Below are 18368 nucleotides of genomic sequence, written 5' to 3'. Positions count from 1 at the left end.
CTAGGAACCTTGATGCCCGCGTCAACACACATCCGTATTTTGTTGATTGAGGACAGCCCGCACGATGCGGAACTGGCTCAGTTAGCACTGGAGCGCAGTGGTTACACCCTCGATGTCGAATTGGTCTACGACCAGATTGGTGTCGTTGAAGCCCTGGAGCGACGCGAGTTTGATCTGATTCTGGCCGACTTCATTCTGCCGGGGTTCTCCGGCAGCCAGGCGTTGCAGGAAGCCCGGCGTTTGGCCGCGCAAACGCCTTTTATCTTCCCTTTCCGGTGTGTACGGCGAAGAAAACGCCGTCAACATGATGCGCGCCGGCGCCGTCGACTACGTGCTCAAACAAAACCTCTCGCTACTGCCCAAGGCGGTCAACCGCGCCCTGGCGGAAGTGAATGAGCGGCGCCGTCGGCAGCAGGCGGAGCAGGCGTTGCAGGAGGTTGGCGTGCGCGCCCGTCTGGCCGTGGAAGCGGCTGGCCTGGGCATGTGGGATTACGAGCCCAGCAGCGGCGAACTGCGCTGCGACCACCGCTACCGCGCCATGTGCGGGCTGGACGCCGACGAAACGCTGGACATGAGCGTGTTCGAACGCCTCTGCCACCCCGACGATTTGCCGGCGCTGCGGGCACGCATTCAAGCGGTGACCAGCGACCCGCATCACCCCGATTTCGCCACGCCCTACCGCATTCATTTGTCGGACGGCCGCGAGCGCTGGCTGGAAATGCGTGGCCAGGCATTCTTTGAAGGCGCGCAGTGCACGCGCTTTGTCGGCGTGGTGATGGACATCACCGAGCAGCGCGCCGCCACCGAAGCGCTGAAGCAAATGAACGAAACACTCGGCGAGCGCGTGCAAGAGCGGACCCGCGAACGTGACCGCACGTGGGAGCTGTCCCGCGACTTGGCTCGCTGTGACAGGGTTCGATTCCATCACGCTGGCAGTTAACCCCGCCTGGCAGAGCATCCTCGGTTGGCGTCAGGATGAATTGCTCGGGCTGCCCTTGGTCGCCCTGACCCATCCTGACGACGTGCGCAGCAGCCGTGTGGCGATGGCCACCGTGCGGCGCGGCAAGGTGGCGGACCGCTTCGTCAACCGCTTGCGTCACTGTGACGGCGGTTATCGCTGGATTTCCTGGAGCGCGGTGCCAGACGGCGGCCGTGCCTACGTGGCAGGCCGGGATATCACCAGCGAAATCGCCAGCATCGACAAGCTGGCCGACGCCAACGCCGCGTTGCGCAAGCAGATTCAGGAACGGGAAAAAGTTGAAGCAACCGCTCCGGCAAATGCAACGCCTGGAGGCGGTTAGCCAACCTCACCGCTGGCGTTGCGCACGATTCCAACAACCTGTTGACCGTGATTCTGACCAGCGCCACGTTCTTGCAGCGCGACCTGGAACGCGGCGTGGCGCCTGAAACCAGCCTGCGGCGGGTTAACCATATCCGTACCGCTGGCGAGCGCGGTGCCACATTGACCAGCCAGCTGCTGGCCTTCGCCCGTCGTCAGCAATTGGCGCCCGCGCCGCTGAACCTCAACGAAACCTTGAGCAACCTGCACACCTTGCTCAAAAGCACGCTGGGCGGGCGCATTAGCGTGGCGATTCAGGCGCAGTCCGACCTCTGGCACGCCTTGGTCGACCCAACGCAGATCGACACGATCATCCTGAATCTGGCGATCAACGCCCGCGACGCCATGAAAGACGGCGGACAGTTGGTGCTGGCCACCGCCAACGTCACCATCAGCCAGCCAGCACAGAGCGCCAAGAACCGTGGGCCCGGCGACTACGTGATGCTGTCGGTATCGGACACCGGAACCGGCATGGAGCTGCAGGAAGTGCTGCAAAAAGCCTTCGAACCCTTCTTCACCACCAAGGAAGTGGGTAAAGGCTCCGGCCTGGAGCTTGGCGCAGGTGTTCGGTTTGCCTGCCAAGCAATCGGGGTGGCGGCGTCACGGATTTTCACCGAAGTGGGTCGTGGGCACCACGGTGCAGGTGTATTTGCCACGCTTGCCGAACCGCAAGTTCTCAACCCGGTGGCGGCCGATCAGGCGGGCGACAGCCCAGCAGTTGCTCTGCGGCGAGCACCACATTTTGCTGGTCGACGATGACCCTTCGGTACGCGACGTCACGGCGCAGATGCTTCGGCGCCTGGGATTTGAAGTCACCGGGAAGCAGAGTCCGGGCGCCCACACGCTGCACTTGTTGACCAGCGTAGAGGTGGATTTACTACTCGTCGACTTCGCCATGCCCGGCATGAACGGCGGCGAACTGGCCCGGGTGGTGGCGGTGCAGCAACCTCAGCTGCCGATCATGTTTATCAGCGGTTATGCCGAACTCGACTCCGTGGGCCTCGGCGACAGCCCGGTGATCCAAAAGCCGTTTACCGAAGAGCAACTGGTGCGCAAGATTCTGCAAGCCTTGCGCGCCGTGGTGCCCAAGCATGGATAACGTGCGCGCACGCCTACGCGAGGCCGGTGCCGGCTGCATCAAGAGGTTGATGACGCCTTCTCGGCGCTGTCTGTGGAAACTGCCGACGGTTATCGCCACTTTCTGCAAGCCCACGCTGCTGCGCTGTTCAGCCTCGAATACTGCTTGGAACAGAACGGCATCGAGCGTTTCCCCGGCACCGACGATTGGCCGCAGCGTCGGCGCAGCGATGCCCTGCGTGCGGACCTCGCAGCACTCAGCTGCCGCCCCGTTGCGCCGCTGTCGGCGCGCAGCAGCGCGGCTTGAAAGCGTGGTGCTGGGGGCGCGGCGTATGTGCTGGAAGCGCTCACTCCTGGGCGGCCATGTGCTCGCTCGGCGCGTGCAAGCCGCGCAGCCAGGCGCGCCTATGCGTTATTCTGGCCCACGCCGCCACGCCTGGTCTCTGGCCGCGCTTTTTTGCAGCGGCTGGAAAACCACGCGCAGCACTGGCTGACTGAGCGCGAACTGCAGCGCGGCGGACAGAAGCATTTGAGCTTTTACAGGCGGCTCTGCGGCAATTGACGGCTGTCGCTTAAGGGCCTGACGACGGTGCGTTGCGGCTCAGCTAAGCTCGAATTGTCCAGCCCCTGCCCTTCCCTTTAGAGAACGCTGCCATGTTCAAAGCACACAAATCGATCGCCTTTATTCGCCTGCCTGACCCTGGCGATGGGTTCTGTTTCCGCGGCACTCGCCGACCCTGGCAACGGCAAGGGCAAAAACAACGGCAACGGCCATGGTGGCGAACATGCGCAGGGCGGGAAGAATAAGGACGGCGGCGGTAACGAAGGGCATGGCGGCGGCCCCAGCGTGGACCGCAACTCTATCTACGGCCTGCTGGGCGGCCACCGCGACTATTGGGCCCAGGCCCAGCCGCCTGCCCCCGGCATTCAGAAGAACCTCGCCCGCGGCAAACCGCTGCCACCGGGCATCGCCAAAAAACTCGACGGTCGCCTGCTCGGTCAGCTGCCGCGCTACGAGGGTTATGAATGGCGGCAAGTCGGCACCGACCTGATTTTGGTCGCCATCGCCACCGGCATTATTTATGAGGTGCTCAACGGCGCGTTCGACTAAGAAGCGCGCCGTGCGGGGTGGGTTTCAGATCAGATTGTTGCTGCTTGGCCAGTTCGACCAGTTCGAGAATGTTGCCGACCTGAAGCTTGCTGATGAGTCGGCTTTTGTACGTGCTCACGGTTTTCTCGCTCAGCAGCAGCTCATCGGCGATGTCCTTGATCCGATGGCCCGTCGCCAGGCTACGCAGCACGGTCATTTCGCGGTCGGACAGGGTTTCCAACAACTCCTTCTCCGAAGCCAACTGACCGCTGCCATCGACCGAGGAATACTCGGTGACGGAAACAACTTGTAGCCCGACATCACCGTTTGCACGGCGTTGGTGAGCTGCTTCAAGTCGCTGTCTTTAGCTACGAACCCCGACGCGCCGGCTCGCACAACGAACCGCGTAGCGGCTGGCATCCAGGCCCGAGAACACAATGATTTTGGGCGGATTGGCCTGCGCGTGAACCCGCTGAAGCACGGCGAAGCCATCAAGCTGCGGCATGTCCATGTCCAGAATGACCAGATCCGGCGAGAGACTGCGTAAAGGCTTACCACCTCAACGCCGTTGCTGGCCTCACCAATCACCTCGTGACCTGCGGTTTCCAACATCATCCGTGTAGCCATGCGGATAACCTCATGGTCGTCAGCAATCAAAACTTTCGCCACGCTGCACCTCGATCCGTAGATGGCACTGTCCATGGCCCACCTGGCCATGCCATCTGATCGTAGTCGCAATGTCGGATTTGTGTAGGAAGAGGCGAATTTAAGCGTACGACCGTGCCATAAAACCAGCGGGCGTCAGAAACAGCAAAGGCCTACCCGCATCGCTGCGGATAAGCCTTGTGTTGGAAGTGGTGCCCGGAGCCGGGGTCGAACCGGCACGTTCAAAGAACGAGGGATTTTAGGTCCCTTGCGTCTACCAATTTCGCCATCCGGGCGATGGTGTGTGGCAGCGGCCAATGGCGGTGCTGCGGCACAGAACGAGGGCGGAATATATACAGCCATCGTGCGTGAGGCAAGCTTCAAGGCATGTAGGAATTGGTCAGCCCTAAAAAGAAAAAACCCCGTAGATCAACGAGCTACGGGCCTTTCTATAATGGAGGCCGAGGTCGGAATCGAACCGGCGTAAGCGGATTTGCAATCCGCGGCATAACCATTTTGCTACTCGGCCTCAAAACGAAGACGCCGCAAACTGCGGCGTCAACGTCAACAAACTGGAGCGGGAAACGAGACTCGAACTCGCGACCCCGACCTTGGCAAGGTCGTGCTCTACCAACTGAGCTATTCCCGCGTCTTGGTGACGGGCGCCATTCTATAGAAACCAAACATCCCGTCAACCCCTTGATTCAAAAAACTTTATTTATTCCGATTGGGGTTCAGGTGCGGCCAGGCGGCGATCAGGTAATGCACCATCGACCACAACGTCAGCCCCGCCGCGACGATCAGCAGAGCAAAGCCAATCACCACTCGCACGGTTTCCGACGGCGGGCTCGCCAGCAGAATAACCAGGGCCAGCATCTGCGCCGCGGTCTTCCATTTGCCCAGGTTCGACACCGCAACATGCGCGCGAGCGCCGAGCTCGGCCATCCATTCGCGCAAGGCCGAGATAACGATTTCGCGCCCGATGATGATCGCTGCCGGCAGGGTCAGCCAAATGGTGTGGTGCTCTTCCACCAGCACCACCAAGGCCACGGCGACCATCAATTTGTCGGCTACCGGATCGAGAAAAGCGCCAAACGGGGTGCTCTGCTCCCATCTGCGGGCCAAATAACCGTCCAGCCAATCAGTCGCCGCTGCCACTGCAAATACCGCGCTGGCCGCCAGGTAGCTCCAGGAAAACGGTAGATAAAACAGCAACAGGAAGATCGGAATCAGCAGAACGCGCAGAACGGTAAGCAGGTTGGGGATATTCATCGGCACAACTAGGCTGCGAGGTGAGCGGGCATTCTACTCGCTGTGCAAGGCCGCATAAATCGACTCGGCGAGCTTTTTACTAATTCCAGGCGCTTTGGCAATCTCATCGCTGCTGGCGCGCTTTAATTCCTGCAGTCCGCCGAAGTGGTTGAGTAACTCGCGGCGGCGTTTCGGCCCAACGCCTGGCACTTCTTCCAGATTCGACGTGCGCCGTGTCTTGCCGCGCCGGGCGCGGTGACCGGTGATGGCGAAGCGGTGCGATTCATCGCGGATCTGCTGAATTAAATGCAGCGCCGGCGAGTTGCCGGGCAAGGTGAATTCGTGGGCCGCGTCGTTCAGGTACAAGGTTTCCAGGCCGGGTTTGCGCGTTACGCCCTTGGCCACGCCGAGCAGAATCAGGTCCGGCACAGCCAGCTCCTGCAAGACCTCGCGCGCCATCGACAGCTGGCCCTTACCGCCATCGACCAAGAGGATATCGGGCAACTTGCCCTCGCCGTCTTTGATCTTGCTGAAACGCCGCGTCAGCGCCCGATGCATCGCCGCGTAGTCGTCGCCGCCGGTAACGCCTTCAATGTTGTAGCGCCGATAGTCGGACTTCAGCGGCCCCTCGGCCCAAACACCACGCACGAAGCCACGGTCGCTTCGCCGCTGGAGTGGCTGATGTCGAAGCACTCCATGCGCTGGGGAATTTCATCCATGTTCAGCGCCTGCGCCAGAGGCTTCGAAGCGGGCGGCGATGTGCTGACGGTCAGCGAGGCGCGAAGCCAGCGCCAGCTCGGCGTTGGTCACCGCCAACTGCTGCCACTTCGCTCGGGTGCCGCGAACTTTGTAGCTGATCGCCAACTCACGGCCGCGCAGCGATTGAATCGCTTCGATAAGCACGGGGAAGTCTTCATGGTCGGTGTTGACGATCAACTCGGCCGGTAGATCGCGCTCATGGCTGCCGAGGTAATACTGCGCAAGGAACGCGGCGAGCACCTCCCCCACGCCCTCCTCAATCGCGACCTGCGGGTAAAAATTTTTACTGCCCAACACGCGACCACCCCGCACGCTGATCAGATGCACGCAGGCACCGCCGGGATTGACCATCGCGGCAATCACATCGACATCGCCATTGCCGCCCTCCATGCTTTGCTGGTCCTGAACTCGGCGCAGCAAGCCGATTTGATCGCGCAATTCGGCCGCCCGCTCGAATTGCAAATTCATCGCTGCCTGTTCCATGCCGGTAGACAACTCGTCGGTAAGCGCATTACTGCGCCCTTCCAGGAACATCACCGAATGACGCACGTCTTCAGCGTATTCCTCAGCCGTCACCAAGCCGGCCACGCACGGCCCCTTGCAGCGTTTGATCTGGTACTGCAAGCACGGACGGGTGCGGTTTTGAAGTAACTGTCTTCGCACTGGCGGACCAGAAAAGTCTTCTGCAGCAGGCTCAGACTTTCGCGGATCGCACCGGCGCTGGGGTATGGACCGAAGTAGCGACCCTTCAGCTTCTTGGCCCCACGGTGAATGCTCAGGCGCGGGAACGGACCATCGGACAAGAACACGTAGGGATAGGATTTGTCGTCGCGCAACAGAATGTTGTACGGCGGCCCGCCATTGCTTGATCAGGGTTTGCTCAAGCAGCAGCGCTTCGGTTTCGTTGGCGGTGATGGTGGTTTCGATCTGCGCGATCTTGGCCACCAGGGCAGCGGTCTTCGGCGCCAGTCCGGTTTTGCGGAAGTAACTGGCCAGGCGTTTTTCCAGATTCTTGGCTTTGCCCACATACAGCAGCTTCGCCTCGGCATCGAACATTCGATACACGCCGGGGCGGCCACTGCTGGTCGCCAGAAACGCGCTGGCGTCAAACGGTTCGCTCATTTCAACTGGTGGCATCGACCATCCCGTGACGCACCGCCAACAAGGCCAGCTCTACGTCACTGGTGATTTCCAGCTTTTCGAAAATGCGATAGCGGTAGGTGTTCACGGTTTTCGGTGAGAGGCAGAGCTTGTCGGAAATGGTTTGTACTTTTTGGCAACCGGCGATCATTAACGCGATTTGGATTTCCCGCTCAGACAATAGGTCGAACGGCGAACCACTGGTTTGTGGTTGGAACGATTTCAGCGCCAGCTGCTGGGCAATTTGCGGGCTGATGTAACGCTGCCCGCCAAACACCATACGAATGGCTTGGACCATCTCTTCCAGCGCCGCGCCCTTGGTCAGATAACCTGCCGCGCCGGCTTGCAGCAAACGCGTCGGAAACGGGTCGTCTTCACAGACTGTGACGGCGATGACTTTCATATCGGGGTGACTGCGCAGCAGCTTGCGGGTGGCTTCAAGACCGCCGATGCCTGGCATTTTGATGTCCATCAGGACGACGTCCGGTTTGACCTCGCGCGCCTTCTTCAGCGACTCCTCCCCCGAGTCGGCCTGACCGACAACCTGAAGGCCGTCGATATCGTCGAGCATGCGCGTAATACCGGTTCGAACCAGATCGTGGTCATCGACCACTAGCACCCTAATCAAGCGACACCTCTTGCGCGTCAAAGCCGCTTGGCGAAGCGGTCTTATGGGAAGGCGGACACCTTAACAAAATCTCCTTACATGGCCTAGCTTGGCGCATATCAGTCAAATAGCCAACGCCAGAATCTTGGACGCGTGCGCGCGTTTGCCACGCAAAACTAGCGCCGTCGCGCATCCTTGAAGCCCGGAGGTGGCGCTGCTCGAAATATGACTTTAGGCTTCGGGTATGACTGACAACGCCAATACCGCGCCCCTGTCGCCACCTGAACGCATCATTGTCGCCGACGATCACCCGGTGTTTCGCGATGGCCTGAGCCGTATCGTGCAGCGCGTCTTCCCCCAGGCAGCCGTGCAAGAAGCCAGCGATATGGCCGATGTACTGCGGCTGGCTCATGACGGCCCAGCACCTAGCATTTTCTTGCTCGACCTGCTGTTTCCCGGGCAGTCGCCGCAAGCGATCAGCGCATTGCGGACGTCCTTCAAGCGCAGTTCCATCGTCATCGTCTCGATGGTCGACGACCGAGGGCTGATCGATGAGGTGATGGCCGCTGGCGCCGATGGTTTTATCGGCAAAGCCACGCCGCCTGATGAAATCGTCCAAGCGCTGCTGGCGGTACGTGCGGGGGAATTCGTTTTGGCCACTGGGCCTGCCGGGCTACCAGCGTTTATCAGACATGGCAGCGTGCTGGATCAACTGACACCGCGACAACGGGAAGTGTTGGTGCTAGTGGCTCGCGGTCTGTCCAACAAAGAAATTGCGCGGGAGCTGGCTATTTCGCCGTTCACGGTGCGCATTCATGTGTCTTCCCTGCTGCACATTCTGGACGTGACGACGCGCACCGCCGCCGCTGCACTCGCGGCAAAAGCCGGGCTTAACTGAAGGCTACGACGCCTGCTCCGCCAGTTTCAGCGCCACCAGCAGCGACCGCAGCTCCGCCGGATGAACCGGTTTTGGCAGCACCGGAATGGCCGGATCATTCACCGCTTCCTGCACGCGCCGCACGTCGTGGCCGGTGACGATGATCGCCGGAATATTGCGCCCGCTAAGTTGGCGCACATAGGTGATGCAGTCCGCGCCGGACGCCTCGGTATCCAGATCGAAATCGGTGATCACCAGGTCGTAGGGGTTATGGCTGCGCGGAATCGAGGTGTAACTGTCCACGTTGCAGCCCCACTTCTGCAGCAAGGTGGCGGTCGCCAACAACACGTTGTCGTCATCCTCAATCAAGCACACGCGCAAGCCGCCGAGCATTGGCGATGCCACAGGCCGAAGCGGCGCCGCAGAGCTATGGACGGCGGGTACCGAAACCGGCTCCAGGCCGTCGATCGCCACTACGGTTCCGCTGCCCACGGTGGAGCGAATGCGGATGGACAACCCCATCAGTTGCCCCAGGCGTTTGACGATGGCAAGCCCCAGCCCCATGCCCTCCACGTCTTTGCCACGGGCCTGACGCACGCGGTAGAACTCGTCGAAAATGCTGCCCAGATGCGCTTCGGCGATGCCGATGCCTTTGTCATACATTTCGATGCAAAGCTGGTCACCGCGCCGTCGACAGCCAATCAGCAACGGCCGGCCCGGCGCATATTTCAGCGCGTTGGTGAGCAGGTTTTGCAGCATGGTGGTGAGCAAACCGGGGTCGGCGTGAACGTAGGTCGGCGGGCAATGAACGCGGATCGCCACGCCCGCCCAGCGCGCGGCCTCGGCGTTCTGCTGCACCAGTTGCTGCAGCAAGGTGTGCAGCGCCAGGGTTTCGGGGTGCGGCGTGACGCGACCGCTGTCCAGCGAGTACATGTCAAGAATTGTGCGAAACAGGCGAGAGACGCTGTGCAGCGACTTGTCGACGTTGTCCACCAGGCGCTGTTGCTCAGCGTCTAGCCGGCCATCGCGAAGGCAAGCGGTAAACAGGCTTATCGAGTGAATGGGCTGACGTAAATCGTGGCTGGCCTGCGCCAGAAATTGCGACTTGGCCTGGTTCGCCGCGCGCTCAGCCTCGGCGGCTTCGTGGGCGCGCTTGAGCAGCGCGTACATATAACCCGGCACCATCAGCGTGGTGATGATCAGCGTAATGGTCATGAACGGTTGCGCCTGCCAGTACGCCGAGCTGCTGGCGGTAATGGCCAGCGACGCTATCGCCATGGCCGTCGCCACCAATAAATAGCGTGGCCCGTAGCGCAAGCCGTAGCCAACCGTCACCCATAGCAGAATGCCGTACACCGGCAACATGGCGGCGCCGCCCACCGCCATGGTCAGCGTAATGCAACTGAAGTCGGTGAGCAGCGTAAAGGCGCGCCGCACCGGGTGCTCGCCGGGCCGCCGGCAGATGTCCCACCACAGCAGCAACGACAGCGCAAAGAACAACAAACCGAAGCAGGCGACCAGCCAGGCAAGCTCACGGTCGATGATGGATTGGAAATACACCCAAAACATGTAGCTGACAGTGATCGGCGTAATGATCAAACGCACCGCCGCCTGGGCGCGTTCGGTGTCGTACGGGCGACGCGCGCGCGTAGGCATAAGCAATCCTTGCAAAACCGACTGAACAGATGCCCCTCACCCTAAGCGGTCGCATCCTTGAGGACAAGACGCTAGCAGGCTTGCAGGGCCGAGCGCCGTAGTACACCCGTACTATTCCTCGTGCCTACAGGGCGCTCATAGACTTCCTGCCTTCGCTTCGGCATTCGGTCGAGGCCCGGTCTCCGATAACCCGGCAAACCAGAGGGAACTGCAAATGAAGATCAAGGGAACACTGAGCGCATTGTTCGTTTTGCCCGTGCTGGCCACGCTCGCCGGCTGCTTGCCGCAAAACACCCAAACCCAAGGCCTGAACAACGTACAAACGGCGAACGGCCCATGCGCACCGAATACCACGGCCGACTTGATCTCAACCGGTCGCAGCCTATTGGCCATCACCAACTCGGTGCTGGAAACCCAGCAAAACCTGAGCGGCAATTCTGCCGGTTACGCACAACGCGTCCAGGCCGCCGAGCATGCGCAGAAGGTTGATCAGGGCAACAAGGTCCTCGACAACGTGGAGTCGCTGACAGGCGGCCCAAGCACCGGCTGCGCCCCAACCAGCGCCTCTCGCTAAGCTAAAACGCCGGCAAAAAAAGCCCCGCGTTGCGCGGGGCTTTTCGTTTTCAGATGGCGGAGGCGGTGAGATTCGAACTCACGGACCTGTTACAGTCGGCAGTTTTCAAGACTGCTGCCTTAAACCGCTCGGCCACACCTCCGAAGTGCGGGCGAATCATACCGGAAGGAAACACACTGTCAAACTCTGCGGGTTGGCAGCTACAAGTGCTCTGTTATGATCGCCAAGACTACGGTCACGGAACCCAACAAGCCGTCTATTCAGGAGTGTCGCCATGCACGAACAAGATTACGCACTCGGCCACGCGCAGGTCGAGCAGCAAGAAGTCAGCCGCGTACTGCGCAACACCTACGGGCTGCTGGCCCTCACCCTCGCCTTCAGTGGCGTGGTTGCGTTTTTTGCCCAGCAGATGCGCGTTCCCTATCCCAATATTTTCGTCGTTCTGATCGGCTTCTACGGTCTGTTTTTCCTCACCGTAAAACTGCGTGATTCCGCCTGGGGTCTGGTTTCCACCTTCGCCCTTACCGGCTTCATGGGTTACACGCTCGGTCCGATCCTTAACCGTTATCTGGGTATGGCCAACGGTCCGGAGCTGATCAGCTCGGCCTTCGCCATGACCGCTCTGGTGTTCTGCGGCTTGTCGGCTTATGTGCTCACCACCCGTAAAGACATGAGCTTCCTGGCCGGTTTTATCACCGCCGGTTTCTTCGTATTGCTCGGCGCGGTGCTGGTCAGCATGTTCTTCCAGATCAGCGGTCTGCAGTTGGCAATCAGCGCGGCGTTCGTGCTGTTCTCGTCGGCCTGCATCCTGTTCCAGACCAGCCAGATCATTCATGGCGGCGAGCGCAACTACATTATGGCGACCGTCAGCTTGTACATTTCGATCTACAACCTGTTCATCAGCCTGCTGCAAATTTTCGGCATCATGAGCAGCGACGACTGATTCAGGCGTCGTAGAAAAAGCCCGCTTCGGCGGGCTTTTTTATGTCTGAAATCGGCAAAGCGCCGTATTATTCCGCCTGTTTTTTCTGATCGGTCAGCGCCATGAAATTCGCTATCGCCCTGTTCTCTGCGCCCCACGCGCCCTCATCACGACGCGCTTTGCGTTTCGCCGAGGCGGTGCTGGCCGGCGGTCACGAGATTGTGCGGGTGTTCTTTTATCAGGACGGTGTCTACAGCGCCGCCGCCACGCCGGTTTCCCCGCAGGACGAACTGGACACCGCTGCCGCCTGGTCAACCTTCATTGCCACCCACACCCTCGACGGCGTGGTGTGCATCGCCGCCGCCCTGCGCCGCGGCGTGTTGAACGAAGAAGAAGCCCAACGCTAGCGAACGCAGCGCCGCCAGCCTGGCCAAGCCGTGGGAGCTTTCCGGCCTGGGCCAGTTGCATGAAGCGGCGCAACTCGCTGACCGCCTCGTCTGCTTCGGAGGGCCGTGAAGTGTCCAAGTCTTTGCTGATTATTTGCCGCCAGGCCCCGTGGTCCGGCCCCGGTGCGCGTGAAGCGTTGGACATTGCCCTGGCGGGCGGCGCGTTCGATTTGCCCATCAGCCTGCTGTTTCTCGACGATGGCGTGTTCCAGCTGCAATCCGCTCAGCAGGCCGTTGCGGTGCAACAAAAAGACCTCACCGCCAACCTGCAAGCGCTGCCCTTGTTTGGTGTCGACGCTTTGTACGCGTCCACCCGCAGCCTCGACGAGCGCGGCCTGAGCGGCCAACCGTTGAGCCCCGCAGTGGAAGCGCTAGACGACAGCGCCCTCACCGTTCTAATCGCCCAACACGACCAGGTGATCACGCTCTAATGGCCACCCTGCACATGCTCTCTCACTCGCCCTTCAGCGACTCCCGCCTGGTCAGTTGCCTGCGTCTGCTCGGTCCTGGCGACGGCGTTTTACTCACTGGCGATGCCACCTACGCGTTGCAGCCCGACACGGCGCAATGGCAGGCACTAAGCCTGATGCCCGAGAGCATTTCGCTTTACGCGCTGGAGGAAGATTTGCACGCCCGCCACCTTGCCCTGCCGCCGCGCGTAAAAGCGCTCGACTACCCCGGCTTCGTCGAATGCTGCACCGCCTTCGCCAAGGTCAACACCTGGCTATGAACGAACTGATCGTTGAAGACTGCGCCATCGCCCTCGACAAAGACGGCTACCTGGCGAACCACCATGATTGGTCACCTGCCGCCGCCGAAGCGCTGGCCGCACAGGAAGACATCGCCCTGAGCCCCGAGCACTGGGAAGTGTTGAATCTGCTACGTGACTTCTATGCCGAATTTCAGCTGTCGCCGGCAACGCGGCCGCTGATCAAATTTGCCGCCTTGAAGCTGGGCGCCGACAAGGGCAACAGCCTGCACCTCAATCGCCTGTTCAAAGGCACTCCAGCCAAACTCGCCGCCAAACTGGCGGGCCTGCCGAAGCCGACGAATTGCCTATGACCGCCCAACCGCTGACCCTCGTAACCCCCGCCGAGCACCCGTTCGCCCACTACGTGCGCATTCTCGGCAAGGGCAAGCGCGGCGCGCGCAACATGACCCAGGAAGAAGCCCGCGAGGCCATGGGCATGCTCCTCGACGGCAAGGTCGAAGACACCCAGCTCGGTGCGTTTCTGATGCTGATGCGCCACAAGGAGGAAGGCCCGGAGGAATTGGCCGGCTTTACCCAGGCCGTACGCGCGCGGCTGAACGCCCCGGCCATTCAGGTTGACCTCGACTGGCCTTCCTACGCCGGCAAAAAGCGCCATTTGCCGTGGTACTTGCTCGCCGCCAAATGCCTGGCCAACAACGGCGTGCGCATCCTGATGCATGGTGGCGGCGCTCACACGGCCGGCCGCATGTACAGCGAACAAGTGCTCGACGTACTCGGCATCACCTTGTGCCGCGACTGGGCAGCGACCGAACAGGCCCTGGCTCAGCACAACCTCGCCTTCTTCCCGCTGCAAGACTGGATGCCGCAACTGCAACGCATGATCGACCTGCGCAACACCCTCGGCTTGCGCTCGCCCATCCACTCCCTAGCCCGCGTGCTAAACCCGCTCAACGCCCGCTGCGGCCTGCAGAGTATTTTCCATCCGGGCTATCAGGCCGCGCATCGCGACGCCAGCCAATTGCTGGGCGACAAAGCCATCGTGATCAAGGGCGACGGCGGCGAAATCGAGATGAACCCCGACGCCACGTCGCACCTTTACGGCACCGAGGGCGGCAGCAGTTGGGATGAAGAATGGCCGCCGTTGTCGCCCCAGCGCCACGTCAAACCCGAGCGTTTGGATCCGGAACATTTGGCCGCCTTCTGGCGAGGCGAAGTTGAAGACAATTACGGCCGGCTAGCCGTCATGGCGACCATGGCGTTGGCGCTACGTGGGCTGAATACGCCACGTGACGAAGCATTCGCTAAAGCCGAAATCTTCTGGCAGAAGCGCAACAAATCGATTTAGTCGATCATTCCCAGGCGACTTTTGCGCTATTCGTTCGAACTGATCGGAATAGACTCAGCTCCAACGCAAAATAGCTGAGGATTTGATGATGGGTTTGTTAGTCGACGGCCAATGGCAAGACCAGTGGTACAACACCGAGGACGGCGGCCGCTTCAAGCGTGAAAACGCCCAGCGCCGCAACTGGGTGACCGCGACCGGCGAAGCCGGCCCCAGCGGCGAAGGTGGCTTTAAAGCCGAAGCCGGTCGCTACCATTTGTACGTGTCCCTGGCCTGCCCTTGGGCCCACCGCACCCTGATTTTCCGCGCGCTGAAAGGCCTGGAAGATCTCATCGACGTTTCCGTGGTCAGCTGGCTGATGCGTGAAAACGGCTGGACCTTCGACACCACCCACGGCTCCAGCGGCGATGCACTGGACGACCTAAGCCTCATGTACCAGCGCTACATCGCCGACGACGCCCACTACACCGGCCGCGTGACGGTGCCCGTACTGTGGGACAAGAAGCTCAAGCGCATCGTCAGCAATGAATCGTCGGAAATCATCCGCATGTTCAACTCAGCCTTTAACGGGCTGACCGGCAACGAACTGGATTTCTACCCCGAAGCCCTGCGCAGCGAGATTGATGCGCTGAACGAGCTCATCTATCCCAATGTGAATAACGGCGTTTACCGCGCCGGCTTTGCCACCACGCAGCAAGCCTACGAAGAAGCCTTCGACGGCCTGTTCGCCACGCTGGAATCGCTGGAAACCCTGCTGAGCGAGAAACGCTACCTGACCGGCGAGCAAATCACCGAGGCAGACTGGCGGCTGTTCACCACGCTGATTCGCTTCGACGCGGTGTACCACGGCCACTTCAAGTGCAACCTCAAGCGCATTGAGGATTACCCGAACCTGTCCAACTGGCTGCGCGAGCTGTATCAGTGGCCGGGCGTGGCGCAGACCGTGGATTTCGAGCACATCAAGCACCACTACTACGCGAGTCACCTGACCATCAACCCGACGGGCATCGTGCCCAAAGGGCCGCAACAGAATTTCATGCGGGCGCATGATCGGGAGCGGTTCTAGACCGTTTGCACCCGCTGTCTGTAGGAGCGGCTTTAGCCTCGATGCTGCAACCGCGCCATTATCCGGAGAGCTCCTTTTCCGGGAAATCGAGGCTAAAGCCTCTCCTACAGGAGCCAGGCGTTCGCACCTCTGTGGGAGCGGCTTTAGCCGCGATGCTTTTGGATTTCAGTCCGCAGGGCTGGCTTCAGACTTGGGACTGCGCGCCTTCAAACCACGCCAACTTGTCCCGCAACGTCACCACCTCACCGACGATCACCAGCGTCGGCGCATGCACTTCGTGCTCGGCCACCAGTTGCGGCAAGTTGCCCAGGGTGCCGGTGAAAACGCGCTGGTTCTGGGTGGTGCCTTGCTGAATCAGCGCGGCTGGGGTGTCGCTGCTACGACCATGAAGCACAAGCTGCTCGCAAATGGACGGCAAGCCCACTAACCCCATGTAGAACACCAGCGTTTGCCCAGGCGCGACGAGGTCGGACCAGGGCAAATCGGTGCTGCCGTCTTTCAAATGGCCGGTCACGAAACGCACAGACTGCGCATAGTCGCGGTGGGTCAGCGGGATGCCGGCGTAGGCAGCGCAGCCGCTCGCCGCAGTAATGCCCGGCACCACCTGGAACGGAATGCCATGGGCCGCCAACTCTTCGATTTCCTCGCCACCGCGACCGAAAATAAACGGGTCGCCACCCTTGAGGCGCAGCACGCGTTTACCTTGTTTGGCCAACGTCACCAGTTGCTGATTGAGCTGTTCCTGCGGCACCGCATGCTCGGCGCGCTGTTTGCCGACGTAGATGCGCTCAGCGTCGCGACGGCACAGCTCGACAATGGCGGGCGCTACCAGGCGGTCATACAACACGACGTCGGCTTGCTGCATCAGTCGCAGCGCGCGAAAGGTCAGCAGGTCGGGATCGCCCGGCCCGGCGCCAACGAGATAAACCTCGCCTTTCACCGTGCCCGTCTCGCCATCCAGTCGCGATTGCAGCAGTGCTTCGGCTTCGCTGCCCTGCCCGGCCAACATGCGTTCGGCTATCGGGCCCTGGAACACCTCTTCCCAGAACACACGGCGTTGCTGCAAATCGGGAAAGCGTTCGCGCACTTGCGCGCGAAAGCGTGCCGCCAGGCCGGCCAGTTGGCCGTAGGCGGCGGGAATCCAGGTTTCCAGCTTGGCGCGGATCAGCCGTGCCAGCACCGGCGCATCGCCGCCGCTAGACACTGCCACCAGCAACGGCGATCGGTCGACAATAGCGGGAAAGATCACGCTGCACAGTGCCGGAGAATCCACCACATTGACCGGCATGCCGCGCGCGCGGGCGTCTTGCGACACCTGGGCGTTAAGCGGCTCGTCGTCCGTGGCGGCAATCACCAGCGTGCAGCCGTTCATGTCAGCCGCTTCGTAGCCTCGCAGCAACTGCTCGCCACCACTGGATGCCACCAGCGCTGCCAGATGACTGTCGATGTACGGCGCGACCACGCGCAACACGGCGCCGGTGTCGGCCACCAGACGGGATTTGCGCAAGGCGATTTCGCCGCCGCCAACCACCAGCACGCGTTGCCCGCGCAGGTTATGAAACAGCGGCAGAAATTCCATTTAGCCGATCACCTCGATGCCGCCCATGTAAGGTTTGAGCACGTCCGGTACGCGAATGGAGCCGTCGGCCTGCTGGTAGTTCTCCAGCACAGCCACCAAGGTGCGACCGACCGCCAGGCCCGAGCCGTTCAAGGTGTGCACCAGCTCCGGCTTGCCGGTTTCCGGGTTGCGCCAGCGGGCTTGCATACGGCGCGCCTGGAAGTCGCCGCAGTTGGAGCACGAAGAAATTTCGCGGAATTTGTCCTGGCTTGGCACCCACACTTCTAGGTCGTAGGTTTTCACCGCGCCAAAGCCCATGTCGCCGGTGCACAGCGCCAGAACGCGGTACGGCAAGCCCAGCAGTTGCAGCACTTTCTCGGCGTTGCCGGTGAGTTCTTCCAGCGCCGCGTTCGAGGTGCTTGGCTCGACGATTTGCACCATCTCGACTTTGTCGAACTGGTGCTGGCGGATCATGCCGCGGGTATCACGGCCCGAAGCACCGGCCTCGCTACGGAAGCACGGCGTGTGGGCGACGAACTTCAATGGCAGCTGCTTGGCGTCGAGAATTTCGCCGTTGACGATGTTGGTCAGCGACACCTCGGCCGTCGGAATCAGGTACAGATCGGCCTCGCCTTCACGGCTGATTTTGAACAGGTCTTCTTCGAATTTCGGCAACTGGCCCGTGCCCTGCAAAGCAGGCGCCTGCACCAGGTAAGGTGTATACGCCTCTTCGTACCCGTGCTCGCCGGTGTGCAGGTTGATCATAAATTGCGCCAGGGCGCGGTGCAGGCGGGCGATAGGGCCGCGCAGCAAGGCGAAACGCGCGCCGGACAGTTTGGCCGCGCGTTCGAAGTCCAGCCAACCATGCAATTCGCCCAGGGCGACGTGGTCTTTGATTTCGAAATCGAAGGTGGTCGGCGTGCCCCAACTGCGCACTTCGACGTTGTCGTCTTCATCTTTACCCACCGGCACCGATTCGTGGGGCAGGTTGGGAATGCCCAGCAAGATGGCATCTAGATCGGCCTGAATCTTGTCCAGTTCGATTTTGCCGGCGCTCAGCTCGGCGGCCATACGATCGACGTCGGCCATCAGTGGCGCGATGTCTTCGCCCCGGGCTTTGGCCTGACCGATGGATTTTGAACGGGCGTTGCGCTCGGCCTGCAACTGCTCAGTGCTGCTCTGCACGGTTTTGCGCTGCGCTTCGAGGGCCTCGATGCGTGAGACATCCAGCTGGAAGCCACGGGTGGCGAGGCGCTCGGCGATGGCGTGCAGTTCGCTACGGATCAGTTTCGGATCAAGCATGGTTG

16 protein-coding genes, 4 tRNA genes and 4 pseudogenes are annotated in these 18368 nt (G+C 61.1%); 12 read left to right on the top strand and 12 right to left on the bottom strand.

Annotated elements, in window-relative coordinates; all coding sequences use genetic code 11:
• Positions 1 to 12: 12 nt before the first annotated feature.
• From ACZZZP_RS09415 to ACZZZP_RS09405, 3 genes and pseudogenes are all read left to right on the top strand, one after another.
• Positions 13 to 2438, top strand: a pseudogene (locus ACZZZP_RS09415) (hybrid sensor histidine kinase/response regulator).
• A gap of 72 nt (positions 2439 to 2510) precedes the next feature.
• Positions 2511 to 2723 carry a heme oxygenase-like domain-containing protein gene (locus ACZZZP_RS09410; protein WP_463536456.1) on the top strand — a complete coding sequence of 71 codons (213 nt, stop codon included), beginning with the start codon at positions 2511 to 2513 and terminating at the stop codon, positions 2721 to 2723.
• A 399-nt stretch (positions 2724 to 3122) separates the two neighbouring features.
• Entirely contained in the window at positions 3123 to 3527 is a 405-nt protein-coding gene (locus ACZZZP_RS09405; protein ID WP_463536455.1) for an anti-virulence regulator CigR family protein, read from the top strand.
• Here ACZZZP_RS09405 and ACZZZP_RS09400 read toward each other — a convergent pair.
• From ACZZZP_RS09400 to gacA, 8 genes and pseudogenes are all read right to left on the bottom strand, one after another.
• The gene (locus ACZZZP_RS09400; RefSeq protein ID WP_463536454.1) at positions 3508 to 3768 is read right to left on the bottom strand and encodes a response regulator transcription factor; all 261 of its coding nucleotides are present in this window, start codon (positions 3766 to 3768) and stop codon (positions 3508 to 3510) included. The genes ACZZZP_RS09405 and ACZZZP_RS09400 overlap by 20 nt on opposite strands.
• A gap of 102 nt (positions 3769 to 3870) precedes the next feature.
• Positions 3871 to 4038 (bottom strand): annotated as a pseudogene (locus ACZZZP_RS09395) (response regulator); the annotation flags it as partial.
• 323 nt (positions 4039 to 4361) lie between these two features.
• Positions 4362 to 4447, bottom strand: a tRNA-Leu gene (locus tag ACZZZP_RS09390).
• Between the two features lie 159 nt (positions 4448 to 4606).
• Positions 4607 to 4680, bottom strand: a tRNA-Cys gene (locus ACZZZP_RS09385).
• Positions 4681 to 4724: 44 nt separating this feature from the next.
• Positions 4725 to 4800 (bottom strand) — tRNA-Gly (locus tag ACZZZP_RS09380).
• A gap of 65 nt (positions 4801 to 4865) precedes the next feature.
• Positions 4866 to 5423: a CDP-diacylglycerol--glycerol-3-phosphate 3-phosphatidyltransferase gene (pgsA, locus tag ACZZZP_RS09375; protein WP_122498109.1), complete on the bottom strand. Its 558-nt coding sequence runs from the start codon at positions 5421 to 5423 to the stop codon at positions 4866 to 4868.
• 33 nt (positions 5424 to 5456) lie between these two features.
• Positions 5457 to 7283, bottom strand: a pseudogene (gene uvrC, locus ACZZZP_RS09370) (excinuclease ABC subunit UvrC).
• Between the two features lies 1 nt (position 7284).
• On the bottom strand, positions 7285 to 7929 hold the full coding sequence (gene gacA / locus ACZZZP_RS09365) for a response regulator transcription factor GacA (RefSeq protein ID WP_122498105.1): 645 nt from the start codon (positions 7927 to 7929) through the stop codon (positions 7285 to 7287).
• A gap of 223 nt (positions 7930 to 8152) precedes the next feature.
• On the opposite strand from gacA, the gene ACZZZP_RS09360 reads away from it, so the two are divergent.
• A complete protein-coding gene (locus ACZZZP_RS09360) occupies positions 8153 to 8806 on the top strand; it encodes a LuxR C-terminal-related transcriptional regulator (protein ID WP_463382505.1) in 654 nt (217 codons plus the stop codon).
• Between the two features lie 3 nt (positions 8807 to 8809).
• Here ACZZZP_RS09360 and ACZZZP_RS09355 read toward each other — a convergent pair whose 3' ends face one another.
• Positions 8810 to 10441, bottom strand: coding sequence for an ATP-binding response regulator (locus ACZZZP_RS09355; protein ID WP_463382504.1), 1632 nt, complete (start codon positions 10439 to 10441; stop codon positions 8810 to 8812).
• A gap of 214 nt (positions 10442 to 10655) precedes the next feature.
• On the opposite strand from ACZZZP_RS09355, the gene ACZZZP_RS09350 reads away from it, so the two are divergent.
• A complete protein-coding gene (locus ACZZZP_RS09350; RefSeq protein WP_463382503.1) occupies positions 10656 to 11015 on the top strand; it encodes a hypothetical protein in 360 nt (119 codons plus the stop codon).
• 54 nt (positions 11016 to 11069) lie between these two features.
• Here ACZZZP_RS09350 and ACZZZP_RS09345 read toward each other — a convergent pair.
• Positions 11070 to 11157: transfer RNA gene (locus ACZZZP_RS09345), tRNA-Ser, on the bottom strand.
• Positions 11158 to 11289: 132 nt separating this feature from the next.
• Between ACZZZP_RS09345 and ACZZZP_RS09340 the strand changes: the two genes are divergently transcribed.
• The 7 genes and pseudogenes from ACZZZP_RS09340 (at position 11290) to ACZZZP_RS09310 (ending at position 15503) form a co-directional block, all read left to right on the top strand.
• Positions 11290 to 11958, top strand: a complete 669-nt coding sequence (locus ACZZZP_RS09340; protein ID WP_122498097.1) for a Bax inhibitor-1/YccA family protein — start codon at positions 11290 to 11292, stop codon at positions 11956 to 11958.
• A gap of 101 nt (positions 11959 to 12059) precedes the next feature.
• A pseudogene (tusD, locus tag ACZZZP_RS09335) lies at positions 12060 to 12453 on the top strand (sulfurtransferase complex subunit TusD).
• A 1-nt stretch (position 12454) separates the two neighbouring features.
• Positions 12455 to 12814 (top strand): sulfurtransferase complex subunit TusC, encoded by a 360-nt coding sequence (gene tusC / locus ACZZZP_RS09330; RefSeq protein WP_463382501.1) that lies wholly within the window; start codon positions 12455 to 12457, stop codon positions 12812 to 12814.
• The gene (tusB, locus tag ACZZZP_RS09325; protein ID WP_122498091.1) at positions 12814 to 13113 is read left to right on the top strand and encodes a sulfurtransferase complex subunit TusB; all 300 of its coding nucleotides are present in this window, start codon (positions 12814 to 12816) and stop codon (positions 13111 to 13113) included. Before tusC ends, tusB begins: the two co-directional genes overlap by 1 nt.
• The gene (locus ACZZZP_RS09320; RefSeq protein WP_122498089.1) at positions 13110 to 13445 is read left to right on the top strand and encodes a TusE/DsrC/DsvC family sulfur relay protein; all 336 of its coding nucleotides are present in this window, start codon (positions 13110 to 13112) and stop codon (positions 13443 to 13445) included. Before tusB ends, ACZZZP_RS09320 begins: the two co-directional genes overlap by 4 nt.
• Positions 13442 to 14440 (top strand): glycosyl transferase family protein, encoded by a 999-nt coding sequence (locus ACZZZP_RS09315; protein ID WP_463382500.1) that lies wholly within the window; start codon positions 13442 to 13444, stop codon positions 14438 to 14440. The genes ACZZZP_RS09320 and ACZZZP_RS09315 overlap by 4 nt, the downstream gene beginning before the upstream one ends.
• 88 nt (positions 14441 to 14528) lie before the next feature.
• Positions 14529 to 15503 carry a glutathione S-transferase family protein gene (locus ACZZZP_RS09310; protein WP_463382499.1) on the top strand — a complete coding sequence of 325 codons (975 nt, stop codon included), beginning with the start codon at positions 14529 to 14531 and terminating at the stop codon, positions 15501 to 15503.
• 184 nt (positions 15504 to 15687) lie between these two features.
• Here the strand turns inward: ACZZZP_RS09310 and cysG are convergent, their stop codons facing one another.
• Entirely contained in the window at positions 15688 to 17082 is a 1395-nt protein-coding gene (gene cysG / locus ACZZZP_RS09305; RefSeq protein ID WP_463382498.1) for a siroheme synthase CysG, read from the bottom strand.
• Positions 17083 to 18363: a serine--tRNA ligase gene (gene serS / locus ACZZZP_RS09300; RefSeq protein ID WP_122453205.1), complete on the bottom strand. Its 1281-nt coding sequence runs from the start codon at positions 18361 to 18363 to the stop codon at positions 17083 to 17085.
• Between the last annotated feature and the right edge of the window lie 5 nt (positions 18364 to 18368).

This window comes from Pseudomonas sp. AC211 (assembly GCF_979258055.1).
Note: the sequence above shows the minus strand (reverse complement) of the source record. Positions and strands in the feature narration are given on the sequence as shown.